Annotated in this window: 19 protein-coding genes and 1 pseudogene; 9 read left to right on the top strand and 11 right to left on the bottom strand. The window is 70.6% G+C overall.

Annotated features, from left to right (window positions below; all coding sequences use genetic code 11):
* Positions 1–552, bottom strand: a complete 552-nt coding sequence (locus tag Pka01_RS39555; RefSeq protein ID WP_203888151.1) for a phytase — start codon at positions 550–552, stop codon at positions 1–3.
* A gap of 344 nt (positions 553–896) precedes the next feature.
* Positions 897–1478: a TetR/AcrR family transcriptional regulator gene (locus tag Pka01_RS39550; protein ID WP_203888150.1), complete on the bottom strand. Its 582-nt coding sequence runs from the start codon at positions 1476–1478 to the stop codon at positions 897–899.
* 84 nt (positions 1479–1562) lie between these two features.
* On the opposite strand from Pka01_RS39550, the gene Pka01_RS39545 reads away from it, so the two are divergent.
* Both Pka01_RS39545 and Pka01_RS39540 read left to right on the top strand, forming a co-directional pair.
* The gene (locus Pka01_RS39545) at positions 1563–2756 is read left to right on the top strand and encodes an FAD-dependent monooxygenase (protein ID WP_203888149.1); all 1194 of its coding nucleotides are present in this window, start codon (positions 1563–1565) and stop codon (positions 2754–2756) included.
* Positions 2757–2821: 65 nt separating this feature from the next.
* Positions 2822–3868 (top strand): suppressor of fused domain protein, encoded by a 1047-nt coding sequence (locus Pka01_RS39540; RefSeq protein WP_203888148.1) that lies wholly within the window; start codon positions 2822–2824, stop codon positions 3866–3868.
* A 68-nt stretch (positions 3869–3936) separates the two neighbouring features.
* Here Pka01_RS39540 and Pka01_RS39535 read toward each other — a convergent pair whose 3' ends face one another.
* Positions 3937–4587 carry a DsbA family oxidoreductase gene (locus Pka01_RS39535; protein ID WP_203888147.1) on the bottom strand — a complete coding sequence of 217 codons (651 nt, stop codon included), beginning with the start codon at positions 4585–4587 and terminating at the stop codon, positions 3937–3939.
* Positions 4588–4601: 14 nt separating this feature from the next.
* Complete coding sequence (locus Pka01_RS39530; protein ID WP_203888146.1) at positions 4602–4769, bottom strand: hypothetical protein; 168 nt, start codon at positions 4767–4769, stop codon at positions 4602–4604.
* A 75-nt stretch (positions 4770–4844) separates the two neighbouring features.
* Between Pka01_RS39530 and Pka01_RS39525 the strand changes: the two genes are divergently transcribed.
* Positions 4845–5240: a winged helix-turn-helix transcriptional regulator gene (locus Pka01_RS39525; RefSeq protein ID WP_203888145.1), complete on the top strand. Its 396-nt coding sequence runs from the start codon at positions 4845–4847 to the stop codon at positions 5238–5240.
* Positions 5241–5292: 52 nt separating this feature from the next.
* A complete protein-coding gene (locus Pka01_RS39520) occupies positions 5293–6297 on the top strand; it encodes an endonuclease/exonuclease/phosphatase family protein (protein WP_203888144.1) in 1005 nt (334 codons plus the stop codon).
* Between the two features lie 16 nt (positions 6298–6313).
* Here the strand turns inward: Pka01_RS39520 and Pka01_RS39515 are convergent, their stop codons facing one another.
* The 4 genes from Pka01_RS39515 to Pka01_RS39500 form a co-directional block, all read right to left on the bottom strand.
* A complete protein-coding gene (locus tag Pka01_RS39515; RefSeq protein ID WP_203888143.1) occupies positions 6314–6739 on the bottom strand; it encodes a nucleoside deaminase in 426 nt (141 codons plus the stop codon).
* A gap of 104 nt (positions 6740–6843) precedes the next feature.
* Complete coding sequence (locus Pka01_RS39510) at positions 6844–7431, bottom strand: peroxiredoxin-like family protein (protein ID WP_203888142.1); 588 nt, start codon at positions 7429–7431, stop codon at positions 6844–6846.
* Positions 7428–8333, bottom strand: coding sequence for an SDR family oxidoreductase (locus Pka01_RS39505; protein ID WP_203888141.1), 906 nt, complete (start codon positions 8331–8333; stop codon positions 7428–7430). The genes Pka01_RS39510 and Pka01_RS39505 overlap by 4 nt, the downstream gene beginning before the upstream one ends.
* Positions 8334–8361: 28 nt before the next feature.
* Positions 8362–9354, bottom strand: a complete 993-nt coding sequence (locus Pka01_RS39500; protein WP_239116272.1) for a haloalkane dehalogenase — start codon at positions 9352–9354, stop codon at positions 8362–8364.
* A gap of 194 nt (positions 9355–9548) precedes the next feature.
* Here Pka01_RS39500 and sigJ point away from each other — a divergent pair, with 194 nt between their 5' ends.
* Positions 9549–10430: an RNA polymerase sigma factor SigJ gene (gene sigJ, locus Pka01_RS39495; RefSeq protein ID WP_203888140.1), complete on the top strand. Its 882-nt coding sequence runs from the start codon at positions 9549–9551 to the stop codon at positions 10428–10430.
* A 60-nt stretch (positions 10431–10490) separates the two neighbouring features.
* On the opposite strand, the gene Pka01_RS39490 is transcribed toward sigJ, so the two are convergent.
* Entirely contained in the window at positions 10491–10874 is a 384-nt protein-coding gene (locus Pka01_RS39490) for a DUF427 domain-containing protein (RefSeq protein ID WP_203888139.1), read from the bottom strand.
* A 331-nt stretch (positions 10875–11205) separates the two neighbouring features.
* Here Pka01_RS39490 and Pka01_RS39485 point away from each other — a divergent pair, with 331 nt between their 5' ends.
* Entirely contained in the window at positions 11206–12747 is a 1542-nt protein-coding gene (locus Pka01_RS39485; RefSeq protein ID WP_203888138.1) for a glycosyltransferase family 39 protein, read from the top strand.
* 9 nt (positions 12748–12756) lie between these two features.
* Here Pka01_RS39485 and Pka01_RS39480 read toward each other — a convergent pair whose 3' ends face one another.
* Positions 12757–13749 (bottom strand): GlxA family transcriptional regulator, encoded by a 993-nt coding sequence (locus Pka01_RS39480; protein ID WP_203888137.1) that lies wholly within the window; start codon positions 13747–13749, stop codon positions 12757–12759.
* Between the two features lie 162 nt (positions 13750–13911).
* Here Pka01_RS39480 and Pka01_RS39475 point away from each other — a divergent pair, with 162 nt between their 5' ends.
* Positions 13912–14559, top strand: coding sequence for an HD domain-containing protein (locus Pka01_RS39475; protein WP_239116271.1), 648 nt, complete (start codon positions 13912–13914; stop codon positions 14557–14559).
* 13 nt (positions 14560–14572) lie between these two features.
* Here the strand turns inward: Pka01_RS39475 and Pka01_RS39470 are convergent, their stop codons facing one another.
* Positions 14573–14824, bottom strand: coding sequence for an SHOCT domain-containing protein (locus Pka01_RS39470; protein WP_203888136.1), 252 nt, complete (start codon positions 14822–14824; stop codon positions 14573–14575).
* A gap of 805 nt (positions 14825–15629) precedes the next feature.
* Here Pka01_RS39470 and Pka01_RS39465 point away from each other — a divergent pair.
* On the top strand, positions 15630–17081 hold the full coding sequence (locus Pka01_RS39465; protein ID WP_203888135.1) for an FAD/NAD(P)-binding protein: 1452 nt from the start codon (positions 15630–15632) through the stop codon (positions 17079–17081).
* Positions 17082–17289: 208 nt separating this feature from the next.
* Positions 17290–17907: pseudogene (locus Pka01_RS39460) on the top strand (hypothetical protein); the annotation flags it as partial.

Here is a 17907-nt window from a genome sequence, read left to right as displayed (position 1 = left end):
TCAGCCGCGAGGATCTCCGCTCCTGGTGTCGACCTCCAGGCCGAGAGGGCGCGCGATGTCGTCCCACTTGACGTACTTGAAGTCGGTGTTCTCGCGGATCTCACCGTCCGGGTCGAGCGCGACGGGGGTGTTGGCGCCGTCGTGCGTGACGAACAGGCCCTTGGGGAAGTCGCGGCCGAGCGGCACGTTGACCACCATCGCCCCATCGCTCGCCTGCACGCCGTCGACGCCGCCGTGGTCGCCGACCTGGAACGACCCGATGAAGCGGTTCCCGCCGCCCCTGCCGTAGACGGCGAAGGTGTCGTCGCCCTGGCTGGACGCGATCAGGTAGCCCTTGCCGTTCCTGCCGTAGTAGATGGTCAGGCCCTCGGCGTCGGCGGACAGGTGCCGGCCGCCGTATCCGGGGTCGGGGCCGGGCGCGCATTCCTCGGTGTCCGCGTCGTAGGTCGCGGGCACGCCGAACTCGCGGACGCGGTCGATCAGCGCAGGCCGCCGCCACCTGCCCCTCCTCCGTGCGTGATCATGCACACCTTCGCACGGAACGGCCGCCATCAGGCGTTTCTCCGTTCGTGATCATGCACACTTTCGGAGAAACACCCTCCCATCTGCGGCGATGCCATTCGTGATCTGGCAATGAGAGCGTCATCGCGAACCACGACAACATCACCCAGGCGGCCGCAGGGGCGCGCGAACGGGAAATCGGACCGACCTCCATGCATGATCACGGAGATCGCAGGCGCAGGTCAGAGCATGCATCGCCGAACCTGTGCATGATCACGCGAGGTGTCGGCGCAGGTCGGCGGACCCGTTCACGAACCCGTGCATGATCACGCGAGGTGTCGGCGCAGGTCGGCGGGCGCGTTCACGAACCTGTGCATGATCACCCCACGAGGGCGTCAGTCCGTGAGGCCGGCGGTGATCGTGCGCAGCGCCTCGGCAAGATCCTCAGCCGAGGGAGCGCCCTCGGGGTCGACAAGCCATTGGGCCGCCATCCCGCCGAGCAGCGCCTGGTGGAACGCGCCGACGACCATCGCCTTCTTCTCGTCCGCGACCGGGTCCAGTCCGTCGAAGAGCGCCGCCAGGCCCAGCCGGGCCTGGCGGTTCGCCGCCGCGAAGGACTCTCTCAACTCGGGCATGCGGTCCATCTGGGCGATGAGCTCGAACTGGATGGCCCACAGAGGTCTGTTCCTGGCGAAGGACTCGATGATCCGCGCCCACGCCTCCTCGAACCTCTGCGCGGGCGTCAGGCCCGACGACGACGGTCCTCCGGCGAGGGCGCGTTCGAGTTCGCTCCCCCATTCCTCCAGCGCCTCGTAGAGGGCCGCGTTCAGCAGCGCCTTCGTGGACCCGAAGTGATAGCCGATCGACGCGAGGCTCGTGCCGGAGGCCGCCGCGATGTCGCGGGCGGTGGTGCCCGCGTACCCCTTCTCCATCAGGCAGCGGCGGGCCCCCGCGAGCAGATCTTCCCGATTTCCCATGGCCCACAGCCTAGCGCGCGTTTGAACAAATGTCTTGCACATTTGTACTAGACAGATTTCTGAGACGTTTGTACAGTCGGAGACATGACAAACGTTCTGATCTCTGGCGCGAGCGTCGCCGGCCCCGCCCTCGCCTACTGGCTTCGCAAGCACGGCTTCAGCCCCACGGTGGTGGAGCGCGCGCCCTCGCTGAGGACGGGCGGCTACAAGATCGACATCCGGGGCGCCGCTCTAGAGGTCGTCGAGCGCATGGGATTACTCGAAGAGGTGCGGCGGCACAGCACGGACATGCAGGTCGCGCGCTTCGTCGACGCGAAGGGCAGGCAGATGGCGACGATGAGCGCCCAACTGTTCGGCGGGCGCGAGGGCGACGACGTCGAGATCATGCGCGGCGACCTCGGCGCGATCCTCTACGAGGCGACCAAAAACGACGTGGAGTACATCTTCGACGACTCCATCACGGCGCTCGACGAGACGGCCGACGGCGTCCGCGTCACGTTCGAGAACGGCCCCGACCGGACCTTCGACCTCGTCGTGGGCGCCGACGGCGTGCACTCCAACGTACGGGCGCTGGCCTTCGGCGAGGAGTCCGGGTTCGTCCACGACCTCGGCCACCACATCTCGATCTTCACGGTCCCGAACCACCTCGGGCTCGACCGCACCGAGATGATGCACCCGGCGCCGGGCCGGAGCGCGGGGATGTACAGCACCCGGCAGAGCGCCGACGCCAAGGCGATGTTCCTGTTCACCTCTCCGGCCGACCCCTATGACCGCAAGGACGTGGACGGGCAGAAGAAGCTCCTGGCCAGGACCTTCGCCGACCAGGGCTGGGACGTCCCCCGCCTGCTCGACTCCATGTGGGACGCGCCGGACTTCTACTTCGACTCGATCAGCCAGGTGCGCATGGACCGGTGGTCGTCGGGCCGGGTGGTCCTCGTCGGCGACGCCGCCTACGGGCCCTCCCCCGCGTCCGGCCAGGGCACGAGCCTGAGCCTGGTCGGCGCCTACGTCCTGGCCGGCTCCCTGGCGGCCGCGGCCGGAGACCACACGGCCGGGTTCGCCGCCTACGAGAACGACATGCGGCCCTTCGTCGAGGAGAACCAGAAGCTCGCCGAAGGCAACCTCAAGGGGATGGTGCTGAAGTCGGCGGGCCAGATCCGGTTCCAGATGGGGATGTTGCGGCTCATGCCGCACCTCCCGGGAAAGGAGCGCATGATCAAGCGGGTCACCGAGCCGATCCGCAAGGCCGCGACCGCCATCACCATCAGGGACTACTGACCGGCCACACCCGGTCGTACCGCGCCGAATCCACCGCCCGCGAAGCTCGAATAGAGTCGCGCCTCATGGTCGACAACACGATCGCCGCCGGATGGGACGCCATCGACGCCGCAGCGGCGCGGCTCTATCCCGGGGTGGCCCCCAGACACTACGGAACGCTTCTCAAATGGAGCCTCGGCGGCCCCGACCCGCTGGACGGGATCAGCGTCTACCCGCGTGATGACCACTGGCATTTCGTCAGCTACGGCATGTCCGAGCTGTACGACAAGGAGTCGGAGATCGCCGAGGAGTCCGGATGGGGGTTCGAGTTCACCTTCCGCGTCGCCCGCGGCCCCGATGAGGCCGAACCGCCGATGTGGGCGGCGAGCTTCCTGCAGAACCTCGGCCGCTACGTCTTCTCCTCCGCCAACCCGTTCGCGCCCGGCCACCATATCGATCTGAACGGTCCGATCTCGCAGGAGAACCCCGAGACGGCGATCCGGGCCGCCGCCTTCGCCGAGGATCCCGAACTCGGCACGATCGACACACCTCACGGGCGGTTGTGCTTCCTGCAGGTCGTCGGGCTCACCCTCGGCGAATACGAGGCGATCGGACGCTGGGACGCCCTCGGCCTGCTCGGCGTCCTGCGCACCCGGCTGCCGCTGCTGGTCACGGACCTGGCACGGGACAGCGTGATCGACGATCCTGACCTCGCGGCCGCGATCGAAGACGGCGCGCGGCGCGACGGTTCGTCGACGGGCGGCCTGTACGTCCAGGATGCGCGCTGGAAGACCGACGGCCGACCGGAGAAGATGGTGCTGACCTTCGGCGCGAACGCGGCCGAGCGCATCGCACGAGCGCTGGCCGGCCGCCTGCCGTACGGGCGCGGTCTGTCGATCGACGCGCCCGGCGGTGGTGTGCGACTGCGCCCCGGCGACCACGTCACCGTCACGGAGTCCGGTGACGGGTACGTCGAGGTCGAGATCCCGCCGGAGGTCCTGTCCGAACTGACGGCGGTGCTGCACCCGACGGCCGGGGTCCACGTGCTCCGCACCGCGCCGGGCGTCGTTGTGGAGATCGTCAGGTCGCAGATCCGCGACCAGGAGGGGAACGTGGTCGAGGTGATCGGCTGAGAGTCCCGGACGCCGGCGCGGGCGACCTCGTACGGCCGCCGCGCCGGCTCGCCCAGCCCCGGACGTCGTCAGCGGGCCGGGGTGTCCACGTGCTCGTACGCCGTGCGGAGCGCCGACAGGAACATCTCGACCGGCTGCGCGCCCGAGACGCCGTACGTGCGGTCGAGCACGAAGAACGGCACTCCGGTCGCGCCGAGCATCTGGGCCTCGCGGATGTCCTCCTCGACCTCACGGGTGTAGTCGTCCCCTTCGAGTACCCGCCGGGCCTCGTCGGCGGGGACGCCCACGTCGGCGCCGAGCCGGACGAGCGTGTCCACGTCGTCGAGCGTCTCGCCCTCGATGAGCTGGGCCCGCATGAGCCGCTCGTGCGTCTCCCCGCCCAGACCGTGCGCCTTGGCCAGATGGGTCAGGCGGTGGGCGTCGAACGTGTTGACCGAGATGGAGTGCTCGAAGTCGTACTCGAGCCCCTCGTCCGCGGCCAGCGCCTTCACCCGGTCGGTCATCGCGCGGACCTGCGCCGTGGAACCGCCGAGCTTCTGGGCCAGGGCCTCGTACACCGGCTGCCTGACGCCCTTCGGATGCGAGGGATCAAGCTGGAAGCTGCGCCACTCCACCTCGACCTCGCCGGCGTGCTCGAACCCCTCGAGCGCCCGCTCCAGCCGCCGCTTGCCGATGTAGCACCACGGGCACACGACATCGGACCACACTTCGACCCGCACAGATTTCTCCTCGCTCACCAGCAGCTCCCGTCCGAGCACGCCTCGGCGCCCTCGGCGCCCAGCACCACCAGACCCGGAACGACCGGCCGCCTGATCGACGGCGTCCCGCCCTGCGTCTCAGGGTCGGTCTCCGCGGTCACGGCGTCCGGCCGCTGAGTCTCGGGCGACGCGGATGCGCTCATCAAGCCCTCCTGGTTACTTATTGTGTGTAACACCATCATGAGTCACAATAACGGCGACCATAAGGAGGCACTTCCATGTCTGTCACGCACACGGATGTGCCTGGGCCCGCCGGCTTCCAGATCACGGACGACTGTCCCATCCGCGACGTGCTCGACCGGGTCGGCGACAAGTGGAGTGTGCTCATCGTGGTGCTGCTCGGGCGGCGCACGCACCGCTTCAGCGAGCTGCACCGCGCCATCGAGGGCATCAGCCAGCGCATGCTCACGCACACGCTGCGCGCGCTCGCCCGCGACGGGCTGGTCAGCAGGACGGTGCACGCGAGCGTGCCGCCGCGCGTCGACTACGAGCTCACCGAGCTCGGCCGGACGTTGCTCGGCCCGCTCACCGCGCTGGACGAATGGGCCACCGCCCACCGCGACGACATCCGGGCCGCCCGCGAGCGTCACGACCGCGAGGTCCCCGCTACCTGAACCGCCCTAGGATTGCCCCCGCCGAGCATGATCGAGCCGACGGAGGGCCCGGGTGACGACGATCGCGCAGGAGGAGGGCCCGCCGGTCGCTCCCGAGACTCACCGGAGACGGTGGGTGAGCGTGCTCGTGTGGCTAACGGCGGCGCCGTTCGCGATCTGGGCCGTGCTCCGGCTGGTCCCGGCCGACGTGCACTTCCGCTGGGTGCAGCTGGTGGGGTTCACGCCCTACGTCGCGATGCTCTCGGTCGTCGCCCCGATCGTCGCCCTGGTCTCGCGCAGGTGGAAGGCTCTGGCGGCGAGTCTTCTGGTCACCGCCATGCTCTCCGCCTGCGTCCTGCCGCGGGCGACCGTGACGGACGTGGACGACGGCGGGCCGTCGTTGCGGATCCTGTCCTCGAACCTGATGATCGGAGCGGCGCCTCCGCCCGCACTCGTCGATCTCGTACGGAGACTCCGTCCCGACGTGCTGACCCTGCAGGAGCTGACCCCCGAGGCCGCCGAGGGACTGGACGAAGCGGGGCTGGGAGCGCTTCTGCCGTACAAGGTGGTCCGCTCGCGCCCCGGCACCGGCGGGTCCGGCATCTACGCCCGGTTCCCCCTGACGCCTGGGCAGGCGATCGACATCGGCGGCTTCGGCCAGGCGCGGGCCACCCTGGCGGCACCTGACGGCAGGCCCGTCGAGATCGTGTCCGTGCACCCCTGCGCACCGCGCTACCAGAACAGGTACCAGTGCTGGGCGGACGGCCTCGCGGCGCTGGCCGCACCCGCAGGATCGAGACGCGTGCTGGCCGGTGACTTCAACGCCACCCTCGACCACGCTCGGGTCCGCCGTCTGCTGGACGAGGGGTACTCGGACGCCGCCGACGCCACGGGCGACGGCCTCTCCACCACGTGGCCGTACCGCCCGTGGCACTTCAACGGCTTCGGCATCCCGCCCGTGACGCTCGACCACGTCCTCGCCGGCCCCGGCGTGACCGTCCGGGCGTTCAGCGTCCAGGCCGTACCCGACACCGACCACCGGGCCGTCTTCGCGGAGCTGGGGCTCACCGCCGGGTGAGCCCGCAGACCGCGGCTCAGAGGTAGTAGCCCTCCACGGGGACCCGCGCCTCGTCGTAGAGCGCGGGACCGTCCTGGCGCACGCCGGTGCCGGCCGCCGGCGGCTTGAGGCCGGTGAGCTGCTCGTTGGACAACGCGAACACGACGCGGCCGAGACCGGACCGTTCGATGGCGCCCGCGCACATGCCGCACGGCTCGCAGCTCGTGTACATGGTGGTGGCCGACGCGACGTCGGGGTTCAGCTCCCTGGCCGCCCACCTGGCCAGCTTGAGCTCGGGGTGAGCGGAGATGTCGCGGTCGGTGAGGACCGTGTTGTGGTCTTCTGCGAGGACCGCGCCGTCCGGGCCGACCAGCAGCGACCCGAACGGCGCGTCTCCCGACGCCCGTGACATGGCGGCGAGCTCGATGGCCCGGCGGAGGAAGAGTTCGTCGTCGTGTGTCACGGTCGCTCCGTTCGCGTGGCAGGTCCCGGCGCGGGCACGCCCGGGTCCCTGTGCCGGGCAACGCCCGGCCACTCGGCGATCATCCCGGCCGCCCACGGTCGGCGCTACCGCCCGGCCAGGCGCAGCAGTTCGTCGACCGACCACTGGTCACCCGCGTGCCCGCCGTACTTGGCGGCCAGCACCCTTCCGTCAGGAGCGATGAGGAAGTCCGCCGGCAGGCCGAGGACGGTCTGGCCCCCGGTCGAGAACGGCGTCCCCCCGGCGCGTATGCCCCGGATGACGACGGAGTAGGTCTGCGGCCTCAGCGGGGCCGTCCAGGCCCGCGGATGCAGCACGGCCCGGGGGGACGCCTCCACGCCGAACTCGGCGTACAGCTGCCTGTCCGGGTCCGCGACGGCGGCGAAGGGGAGCTCGCCCTGGTGGGGCAGCATGTCCTCCGCAGGAGAGTGGAACACCGCGATCTCGCGGATTCCCGCGGCGGCGATCTCGTCGTGGCGCCGGGCCACGGACCGCAGGTGGACGTTGCAGATTGGGCATCCGGCGTAGCGCCGGAACTGCAGGTGGACGAGGGAGCCGGGGTCGGGCAGGAGCACCCGCTCCGCCCGGATCGACGTCAGCTCGCGACGCGCGACCAGGTCACCCGGCGCGTAGCGGTGCGCCTGGCCCGGGACGGGCTTCGATGAGGTGCTCATGAGACCTTCCGATCTGCTTCGGGTCGTTCCGCGGATCGCGGCCGGAACGCGCCGGCGTGCTCGGCCGCCCACTCGGCGAACGTGCGCGCCGGCCGGCCGGTGACCTTCTCCACGGCGTCGGTGACGGTGGCGCCGAGTTCGTTGGGCGTGCCGTACAGCCGCAGGAGCATCTCCACGAGCTCCGCGTCACCCAGCCCGGGAGGGAACGCCTGGAAGAGGAGCCGTTCAGGCCGGCCGCCATCGGTGACCCACTCCTGCCGCGTCCGGCCGGGCGTGAGCTCCTCGAATCGCAGGTCATGGCCGGTCGCCTCGGCGAGCATGCGGACCTTGTCGCGGGGAGTCACCACCTCCGGCCCGGTGAGGTGGTAGTCCTGCCCCGCGTGGCCGTCCTGCGTGAGCACGGCCGCGGCCACCGCGCCGATGTCGGACTCGTGGATCGGAGGGCTCTTCCTGTCGCCGTACGGCTCGCGGACGACGCCGGTGGTCCGCAGCGACTCGCCCCAGTCGGCCAGTGTGTTGGCCATGAACTCCACCGGCCGCAGGAGGGTCCATCTCAGGTCGCCGGCCTGTACGGCAGGCTCCAGGCTGCCCGTCTCCCAGCCGCCGAGGACGGTGACGGCGCGCACTCCGGCCCGCAGCGCGAGGTCGACGATCTCCTGCCCGTTTCCCAGGGGCCGGTATCCCCTGCCGAAATTGATCAGATGAGCGGCGGTGACGCCGTCGAAGGCGGGCGCCAGCGTGGCGGCGTCGGTGAGGTCGCCGGCGATCACCTCCACGCCCTCCGGCAGGTGGGCGGAGGCGGGGTCGCGGGTCAGCGCCCGCACCTTTCTGCCCGCCCGCAGCAGATGACGGACGACGTGGGCGCCCACGGTCCCGGTGGCTCCGGTGACGAGAACGGTCATGTCGATGCTCCCTTCGCTCGGTGCCGGCTCAACGGGCGGTGCGGACGAAGTCGTCGATGACCGCCGCGAGCCGGGGGCCCCGGTCTTCCTGCACGAAGTGGCCGGCATTCGTGATGGTGGTGTGCGGCTGCCCCTGGGCGCCGGGGATGCGCTCGCGCATCGGCGTGTGCGCGTCGCCGAGCACGTGGTCCCGGTCGCTGAACGCGCACAGGAACGGGATCCGCAGGGTCTCCAGCACCTCCCACGCCTTGCGGTTCGCCGGGGCGGCCTCGTCGTCGGGCGAGATGGGGATGAGGAGGGGGAACCGGCGTACGCCCTGGAGGTGGGCCTCGTCGGGGAACGGCGCGTCGTAGGCGGCGCGCACCGCCGGGTCGAGATCGGTTGCCGTGCCCCTTTCGACGACCGCTCCGGGCTCGAACGGGTGGGCACGCTGGCTGAACTGCAGCCACTGCGTGTAGAAGGGGCCCATGTCCCCCTGGTCGCCCGTGTGCAGGACGGTGTTGGTCGCCACCACGCGGCGGAACCGGTCCGGGTGCTCGGCCAGCAGTCGCAGCCCGAGCAGGCCGCCCCAGTCGTGGCACACCATGGTCACGTCCCGCAGGTCGAGCCGGCCGAACATGGTCTCCCGCAGCCAGTCAACGTGGCTCTGGTAGGTGTACGCGAAGGGAGACGCCGGCTTGTCGGAACGGCCGAACCCCACGAGGTCGGGGGCGACGCAGCGGTGTCCCGCCGCCACGAGCGGCGGTATGACGTTCCGGTAGAGATAACTCCAGGTCGGCTCTCCGTGCAACAACAGGATCGTCTCTCCCGAGGCCTCCGCCGTGTCGTCCGGACGTTCGTCCAGATAGTGCACGCGCAGCCGGGTTCCGGCGCCGTCGCCCGCGTCGATCTCGACGTAGTGCGGCTCGAACGCGTAGCCGGGCAGCCCCCCGAACCGCGTGTCCGGCGTCCGCAGCACCTCCATACTCCGCGGCGGCGCCGAGGAAGCGGCGGCACGGCCCTCCGGAGTGTTCACAGTCACGATGCGTCTCGCTCTCCTGGTCGGCCCGCCGCATCGTCCGCGGCGGGCGGGTCGCATCCTGAGAGAGCTGTGGGCCGCCGGAGTGTGACATCGGAGTCGAGGGTGAGATCCGAGTCACAATTCGCGGGCGGATGTCACATCGGACGGGCGCGGACCACTCTTGGGAGGCATCCGCGCAGGAGAGGAGGCCCGCGATGCCCGGGATCTCGGCCGACGGTGTGACACGCGTGTTCGCCGACCATCGTGAGCTGCTGTTCTCCATCGTCTACAACATGCTCGGCAGCGTCGCCGACACCGAGGACGTGCTTCAGGAGACCTGGTTGTCGTGGGCGTCGCGGAACCAGGAGGACATCGGGCACCCCCGCGCCTATCTCGTGCGGATCGCGGTCAACCAGGCCCTGGCCCGGCAGACCGCGCTCAGCCGCAGCCGTGAGACGTACGTGGGCCCGTGGTTGCCGGAACCACTCCTGACCTCCGGCGACACCGCCGACGAGGCGGTGCGGTCGGAGTCGGTGTCGATGGCGCTGCTGGTGGTGCTGGAGACGCTCACGCCGCTGGAACGCGCGGTCTTCGTCCTGCACGAGGTGTTCGGCTACGCGCACACGGAGATCGCGGAGACGCTCGGCCGCAGTCCCTCGGCGATCCGCCAGCTCGCCCACCGGGCCCGGGAGCACGTGCAGGCGCGGCGGCCCCGTTACGAGGTCGACCGGCGGACGCAACGCCAGGTGACCGAGCGGTTCGTGGCCGCGGCGTTCGGCGGCGACCTCGACTCCCTGCTGGAGATCCTCGCCCCCGAGGTGACCCTGTGGACCGACGGGGGCGGCAAGGCGACCGCGGCGGGACCGCGCCCGATCCACGGCCGCGACAGGGTCGCCCGGCTGCTCGTCGCCCGGACCGCCAGGCCGCTGGAGGGGCTGGACATCCGCTTCCAGCCGGTCAACGGCGACCTCTCGGCGGTGGTGTTCGTGGAGGGCTCGCCCTTCGCCGTCATCGTCGTCGACCTGGCGCAGGAAGGCGACCGGATCCGCGGCATCTACACCATCACCAATCCCGACAAGCTCACCGGAGTCCACTGAACGGCCCCGGGCACACGGAAAGGGGCGCGGCGTTCGCCGCGCCCCTTCCGACGAGCCGGGTCAGGCCGTGGGCCGGACCGTGATCGAGTCGACCCGGTCAGGATAAAACGCGACGTGGTCCTTGATCGCGGCCACGGCGTCGTACGGCTCGTCGTAACGCCAAACGGCGTCGACCGAGCTGCCGCCGCCGGCGGGGATGCTGTAGTAGCCGGCCCACCCCTTGTACGGGCAGTAGGTCGCCTGGTCCGTACGCTCCAGCAGGCCGAAATCGACGTCCTTGACCGGGATGTAGTTCACCGGCGGATAGTCGGCCTCCCGCAGGACCAGCGCGTCGCGTGTGGAGGCGACGACCTTCCCCGCAACGGTGACGACGATCTCGTCGGTGCTCGGCTCGATCGTGATCGGATGATCGGCGCCGGGGATCTTCACTTCTCTGGCGGTCATGGCTGGTGCTCCTCGTGCAGGCATCGTCTCCTGAGTTGCAGCACGCCGCGTGCGCGGGGTGTTCCCACCGGAGGCCGAGATCACCGCGGCCGATCCGGCATGTGAGACGAAGCGGTTCATTCCCCCTCCCCCGAACCGGCGGGGACCTCACCGCGTCGAACACAAAGACCTGTCCATGAGGTCGATCCGTCGGCCGGCGGGGAAGCTGACACGGGAAAGCGGACGACAACGCCACAGGAGAGGGGCGTCCGCCGGGGGCGAGCCGGACGGGCCGCGGCAGCGGTCCTTCGGCGGAGTCCGCGCCGGGAGCCGGGTCCGAAACGGGGGATTCATGAGCATCGGCACGTTGCGCGGCCGCCCCGCCGTGGTCGTACCGGCGGTCGTGGCGCTGGTCGCGGGCTTCTGGGGAGTCGACCGCGGATCGATGTGGCATGACGAGGCGACGTCGTTCACCGTCGCGCGCCGCTCGCTTCCGGCTCTGTGGAACACGCTCGGCGAGGTCGACGCGGTCCACGGCCTCTACTACCTGATGCTCCATCCGCTCCTCGCCCTGGTGAGCGGTCCCGATCCCGGCGAGGTCGTGCTGCGCCTGCCGTCGGTGCTGGCCACGTGCGTCGCCGCAGCCGGCGTGGCCGCCGTCGCGGCGCACACGGCGTCGTCCTGGACGGGCCTGCTCGCCGGCCTGGCCTACGCGACGACCCCGGTGGTGAGCTACTACGCCCAGGAGGGACGGTCGTACGCGCTGGTCACCGCGGCCGTGGTGCTCGCCACCCTGTCCCTGGCCCGGGCGGTGTCCGAACCCCGGCGTCGTCGCTGGTGGGTGCTGTACGGCGCGGCGGTCTCCGTCGGGTGCCTGCTCAACGTCTTCGCCGTCTTCGCTCTGCTCGCACACGCCGTGACGCTTCTCGTGAGCCGGGCCGGCCGGACGGCGCTTGTCCGGTGGGTTCCGGCCTGCGCCGCCGGCCTCGTTCCCGTCGCCCCCCTCGTGTGGGTGAGCAGCACGCAGCAGGGACAGGTCGGCTGGCTCACGAGACCCGGCTGGGAGGCCGTGGGCGAGTTGGTGACCCGTCTGGCCGGGACAGGTGTGCTGCTCGCGGTCACCGCCGGGCTGGTCGTGCTCGCGTTCCTGCCGGGCCGTCCGGCCGACGACGCCTCGCCGGCGGCTCCGCGCCTCCCGCTGCTCGCCGTGGCGGCTCCCATGGCCGTACTCCCACCGGCGGCGCTGCTGGCCGTCTCCCAGCTCAAGCCCTTCTACCAGGATCGTTACATCCTCTACGCCGTCATCGGGCTGGCGTGGCTGGTCGGCGCGGGGCTGGCGGCCGCCGGGCGGCTGACAGTAGCGCTGACAGAACCGCTGAGCGGACGACTGAGCGGACGGCGCGGTCCCGGCGTCGTCGTCGCGTGCGCGCTGCTGGGCGCCACCGCCGTCCTGGCTCTGCCGTCCCAGGCCGACGTCCGCCGGATCACCAGCCGCAACGACGACCCGGCGGGCGCGGCGCGCGTCATCATGGAGGGCGCCCGGCCGGGTGACGCCGTGCTGTTCCTGCCGGTGGGGCGCCGCATCGTCGCCGACGCCTACCCGGAGGACTTCGCGGCGGTCCGTGAGGTAGCCCTGACCCGGACCGCCGCCCAGGCGGGCGCTCTGATCTCCGAGGAGATCCCGGCGAACAGGATCGCGGCCGCGCTCCGCGACGTGCCGCGGGTGTGGGCGATCCAGCGCTCCCGCATCAAGGACGCCCGCCTGACCACCCCGCAGGATCTCGCCAAGTTGCGGTCGCTGCGCGACGACTATCACCAGGCGTCCCGAACACGCGTCCACGGGTACGTCATCCGCCTGTTCGTCAGCGAGTCGGCGGGCCCGCCCGGGCGGTGACCACCCCGGTCACAGCCCGGCGTGCGCCGTACCCGTGGTGCGGAACCGGGCGGCGTACGCCGACGGGGTGGTCCTCAGGTGGCGGGCGAAGACCCGCCGCAGGGTCTCGTCGCTGCCCAGCCCGCTGCGCCGCGCCGCCGCGGTCACGCTGACGCCGCGTTCCAGCATGATCCGGGCGGCCTCCAGGCGCATGGTCTCCACGTAGGCCGCAGGAGTCGTGTCCGCCTGCTCCCGGAAGAGCCGGGACAGATGACGGGGGCTTACACCGGCGTTCTTGGCCAGGACGCGCGGGCTGTGGTCGCCCGCGGGGTCGGCCGCGATGGCGTCGAGCAGCGGGCGCAGGACCGGGTGGCCCGACGCGGACGTGCGGGACGCCACTGAGAACTGCGACTGGCCGCCCGGCCGTTGCAGGAAGACGACCAGGTCGCGGGCGACCGTCCGGGCCGCGTCCGGCCCCTGGTCCTGCTCCACCAGGGCCAGGCACACGTCGATGCCGGCGGTGACACCCGCCGAGGTGAGGATCGGCCCGTCCTGCACGTAGATGGCGTCGGGGGTGACGCTGGTGTCCGGATGGCGCCGGGCGAGGTCCGCGGCGTGCTCCCAGTGCGTCGTCGCGCGGCGTCCTCTGAGGAGTCCGGCCGCCCCGAGGACGAACGCCCCCGTGCAGACCGCCGCCACCCGCCGAGCCCGCGCCGCCAGCAACCTCACCTGTTCGACGAGGCCGGGGCACGCCTCGATCGTGCCGAGATCGGCGGGGCCTGGCACCACGAGCGTGTCCACATGATCCACATCTGCGTACGGCACGTCGGCCGAGATGCGCAGGCCGGTGGAGGTGGTGACGGCGCGACCGTCAGGTGTGCAGACCTCGACGGTGTACGCGCCGGAGTCGCCGGAAGCGGTGGCGAAGACCTCGAGCGGGGCGGCCACGTCCATCAGCCGCACCCCGTCGAACGCGAAGACGATCACTCGGTGCGGCCGGCACTCGCCGTTTCGGTAGGGCATTTTCCCAGCGTACGGCGGGCCTGTGGGACCGCGATGGGGTCATGTCCTCATGTGTGGGGTTTAGGTCCCGGAAGACATGGCCGGGGGCTTCCCCCGGTCGGCAGGGTGGAAGCACGGACCGAGGCCGGACCGGCCTCCCCCTCCAGAACAGGAGTCTCGACCATGAAGGTCATGGAGCATCCCGCGGCAGGAGTGGCCGTCCCGGACACCAGGCTCGCCGCCGAGGCGACCGAGTTCGTCCGCGGCGCCGCCGGCGACCTGATCTACCACCATTCCCGCCGCGTCTACTGGTTCGGCAGTCTGCAGGGGCGCAACCGGGGACTGAGCTTCGATCCGGAACTTCTCTACATCGGCGCGATGTTCCACGACCTGGGTCTCGGCGAGGAGTTCCGCGGCAGCGGCCGCCGTTTCGAGGTCGACGGCGCCGACGAGGCCCGCCGCTTCCTGCAGAGCCGGGGCGTTCCCGAGGACAGCATCCGGCGGGTGTGGACGTCGATCGCGCTGCACACGACGCCCGGCATCCCGGAGTTCATGGAGCCGGAGGTCGCCCTGGTCACCGCCGGCGTGGAGTACGACGTACTGGGGATCGGTTACGAGGACATCTCCGAGGAGAGCCGGGCGGAGATCGTCGCGCTGCACCCGCGGCCGCAGTTCAAGAAGCGCATCCTCGAGGCCTTCACCGAGGGCATTGCCGCGCGGCCGGAGACCACCTTCGGGAACGTGAAGGCCGACGTGCTCCAGCATTTCGTTCCCGGGTTCACCCGTGGCGACTTCGTCGAGGTCATCCAGAACTCGCCCTGGCCCGAGTGACGGCGGAGGGAGCTCACGAGCCGTCGCGTCCGCACAGGTGGGGCACGCGGCGGAGGGCTTCACGATCGTGGCGGTACTCGTCGTCGTCGATCTCTCCGGCGACGAACCTCTGGAAGAGGACGTCCTCGGGTGTCCTCGACCGGCGGTCCCTGGCCTTGGAACGCAGCGCGGCCCCGACGCCGCCGAAGATCGCCACCCAGAACAGGACAGTGAGGAGAAGGAAGAGGGCTTCCTCCTGGCTCGTCGCGATTCCGTACACATACATCTGGCTGTCTCCCCGATCGACGCTCGGCGCCTAACGCCGATGCCCGTGCATTCATATTCGGCCGAACGCCCGGCGCCCGCCAGGGTGCGTTTTGCCTGGGTGTGCCATTACCTGGGTGCCGCATTGCCACCATCCCCCCAGAGAAGAGACGCATGAAGACGGGATGGGTGGAGTAGGGAGGGGGAGGGAGGGTGATCATGCACAAGCTCGGCGGCGTGCGGGACGACCCGGACGAACCCTGATCGTGATCATGCCCCTGCCCCCCGGCGTGATCATGCACAGGTTCGGCGGCGTGCGGGTTGACCTGGGCGTACGCCGTTCGTGATCATGCACAAGTTCGACGGCTTGTGGCCCGACCCGCACCTTCGCCGTCCGTGATCATGCAGCAAGACGGCGCCCAAGCGACCCTCACCATGCAACCCCACCAGGCGATCTCCTAGGTATGGATACCCATCAGGGCAATCTGGACGGCTGGCAACCACCCGTCCCCACGCCGCTTCCCCCGTGCGACGGGGCGCGCGGCCGTACGAGAAGAAACGCCAGCGAACGCATGATCACCGAGTGAGAACTTCCAGCTCAGCCCGCGCCACGACGAATTCGCGCATGATCACGAACGGCGTACGCCCAGGTCAACCCACACGCCGCCGAACCTGTGCATGATCACGATCGGGGTTCGCCCGGGTCGTCCCGCACGCCGCCGAGCTTGTGCATGATCACGCGGAGGGGGCTGGTGGGTTCTCAAAGCTTTCCTCGACCTGGGTCATTACCTATTCAACCCATAGGGATTACGGGTTACTGTTGGCGGGTGGTCGATTCCTCAGCTCAGCAAGGCCGTCTCCCCGTGGTGGCGATCGTGGGTGGCGGCGCGAGCGGCACCCTCACGGCAGTGCACCTGCTCCGTCATGCGGCCGATTCCCGCACGGCGCTGCGGGTCGTCCTGGTCGACCGGTACGGACGCCATGGCATGGGACAGGCCTACGCGACCGAAGACCCGGATCACCTCCTCAACGCCTGCGCCGACAAGATGAGCGCGATCGCCGACGATCCCGGCCACCTCCTGAGGTGGGCGCGGGCGAGCGGCCTCGACGCCGCGGGATCCGACTTCCTGCCGCGCGCCGTCTACGGGCGCTACCTGCGCGACGTGCTGTCCGCCGCCGAGAACGACGCCTCCCCCGACGCCGTGGTGACACGTGTGACCGGGGAGGTCTCCTCCGTCTCGCGGTCGCTGCCCGGCAGGCCCGTGGTCCACCTGTCCGGTGGCGGCAGGATCGACGCCGACGCCGTCGTCCTCGCCCTCGGCAACACCAGGCCCGCGCGCCTGCCGCAGGTGACAGAGGACGTCGCGGGGCGTTACGTCGGCGACCCCTGGGCGCCGGGCGCGATCGCCCACATCGGTGACGGGAGCTCCGTTCTGGTCGTGGGCACCGGGCTGACCATGATCGATGTGGCGATAACCGTGACCCGGGGGCGTCCGGGCACAACGGTGTACGCGCTGTCCAGGCACGGCCTGCTTCCCCGCGCGCACCGATGTCCCGCCGGACCACCGGCCCCGGTGCCGATTCCCGACGACGCGACGCGACTCACCGACCTGCTGCGTGCCGTGCGAACCGCCGTCACGGCAGGGGACGGCGAATGGCATTCGGTGATGGACGGCCTGCGCCCGCACGTCCCCGCACTGTGGGGCCGGCTCTCCCTCGACGACCGCCGCCGCTTCCTCGGCCTGGTCGCCCGCTACTGGGAGGTCCACCGGCACCGGATCCCTCCCTCGACGGCCTCTCGCGTCTCCCTGCTGCGGGCGGAAGGACGCCTCGAGGTCGTACGCGGCCGGCTCACCGGGACCACGGCCGCCGAGGACGGCGTGGTCGCCCACGTGGACGAGGAGGGAACGCCTCGCGACCTCCGCGTCGGCTGGGTGGTCAACGGCACCGGCCCGGCGTCCGACGTGTCCCGCGATCCCTTCCTTTCCGGATTCTTCGCCGCCGGGCTCGGCCGTCCCGACGCGCTGGGCCTCGGCCTGGACGCCGACGACGGCGGCGCCGTGCTCGACGTCTGGGGACGGCCCAGCGAGAGGATCTTCACTCTGGGGCCGACATTGCGGGGCACGCGGTACGAGACCACGGCCATCCCGGAGATCCGCGCGCAGGCCGCCGGGCTGGCCGCGCGCCTCGTGGCGGCCGTGAGGAGCGGGTCCCGGTCGTACCCGCCGGTCCACGGGACAGGCCGGCCGCGGAGGCAGGGCATCCCCTCGCAGGCGTGAGGCCGGGCGGAGAGCGCGAGCTCCCTCGTCGATAGATCAAATTTGAGCGATTTCCCATGATTTGCGCGTTTTAAGTAATGCGCTAGTCATGCGTTCGTGGTTTTTGTGCATGGTTTCCGGGCGTGGGCATCAAGTTCGCCATGAACCCGGGTGCCTCCGGTCGTTCTTCTCTATGCGACCGGATTCATCGACCACGACAGGAGACAGGGTGTACCAGAGGCTGTGCCGCCGCTCGATCCAGGCGCGTTTCACCCTGGTCTCCGGGATCGTCTCCCTGCTCGCCTTCCTGATCATCGGAGGCGGCATCGATCTGGCCATCCGAGAGCGGATCGAGAACAACATCTTCAAGGAGACCGAGGCGGTCGCCGCCGAGGTGATCGGGTCCATGGGACTCGGCTCCGCGCCTCCCGCGACCCTCAGCCCCGGGCACGGCGCCAAGAAGTCCAAGATCGACCTCCTGCAACTCGTCGACGAACGGGGCACGGTCGTGTCCGCGAGCCCGGCCGCGGCGGGCCGGCCGCGACTGAGCTCCCTGCAGCCCCCGATCGACGACCGGGTCGCCCACCGGACCGAGTGCCCTCCGGGTGACGAGTGCGTCGTCCTTACCGCCATCCGGGTCCCGCCGCTGGAGACGCGGGTTCTCTGGCAGGGACGGCAACATTTCGTCTACGCAGGGACGGCCCAGCCGCCGCTCCTCGCGTCCCACACGCTCGAATTCCTGATCGGCTCAGCGGTCCTGGCCGGGATCGGGCTGGCCGCGTGGGCGACGTGGTGGGTGGTCGGACGCACCCTGCGCCCCGTGGCCATGATCCGCGCCAAAACCGCC

The organism is Planotetraspora kaengkrachanensis (assembly GCF_016862895.1).
Lineage (GTDB): Bacteria > Actinomycetota > Actinomycetes > Streptosporangiales > Streptosporangiaceae > Planotetraspora > Planotetraspora kaengkrachanensis.
Note: the sequence above shows the minus strand (reverse complement) of the source record. Positions and strands in the feature narration are given on the sequence as shown.

Excerpts from the sequence above, each read along its gene's own strand:
- Pka01_RS39555 (WP_203888151.1), bottom strand. The coding sequence starts at position 552 with ATGGCGGCCGTTCCGTGCGAAGGTGTGCATGATCACGCACGGAGGAGG.
- Pka01_RS39550 (WP_203888150.1), bottom strand. The coding sequence starts at position 1,478 with ATGGGAAATCGGGAAGATCTGCTCGCGGGGGCCCGCCGCTGCCTGATG.
- Pka01_RS39545 (WP_203888149.1), top strand. The coding sequence starts at position 1,563 with ATGACAAACGTTCTGATCTCTGGCGCGAGCGTCGCCGGCCCCGCCCTC.
- Pka01_RS39540 (WP_203888148.1), top strand. The coding sequence starts at position 2,822 with ATGGTCGACAACACGATCGCCGCCGGATGGGACGCCATCGACGCCGCA.
- Pka01_RS39530 (WP_203888146.1), bottom strand. The coding sequence starts at position 4,769 with ATGAGCGCATCCGCGTCGCCCGAGACTCAGCGGCCGGACGCCGTGACC.
- Pka01_RS39525 (WP_203888145.1), top strand. The coding sequence starts at position 4,845 with ATGTCTGTCACGCACACGGATGTGCCTGGGCCCGCCGGCTTCCAGATC.
- Pka01_RS39510 (WP_203888142.1), bottom strand. The coding sequence starts at position 7,431 with ATGAGCACCTCATCGAAGCCCGTCCCGGGCCAGGCGCACCGCTACGCG.
- Pka01_RS39505 (WP_203888141.1), bottom strand. The coding sequence starts at position 8,333 with ATGACCGTTCTCGTCACCGGAGCCACCGGGACCGTGGGCGCCCACGTC.
- sigJ (WP_203888140.1), top strand. The coding sequence starts at position 9,549 with ATGCCCGGGATCTCGGCCGACGGTGTGACACGCGTGTTCGCCGACCAT.
- Pka01_RS39490 (WP_203888139.1), bottom strand. The coding sequence starts at position 10,874 with ATGACCGCCAGAGAAGTGAAGATCCCCGGCGCCGATCATCCGATCACG.
- Pka01_RS39485 (WP_203888138.1), top strand. The coding sequence starts at position 11,206 with ATGAGCATCGGCACGTTGCGCGGCCGCCCCGCCGTGGTCGTACCGGCG.
- Pka01_RS39480 (WP_203888137.1), bottom strand. The coding sequence starts at position 13,749 with ATGCCCTACCGAAACGGCGAGTGCCGGCCGCACCGAGTGATCGTCTTC.
- Pka01_RS39475 (WP_239116271.1), top strand. The coding sequence starts at position 13,912 with ATGAAGGTCATGGAGCATCCCGCGGCAGGAGTGGCCGTCCCGGACACC.
- Pka01_RS39470 (WP_203888136.1), bottom strand. The coding sequence starts at position 14,824 with ATGTATGTGTACGGAATCGCGACGAGCCAGGAGGAAGCCCTCTTCCTT.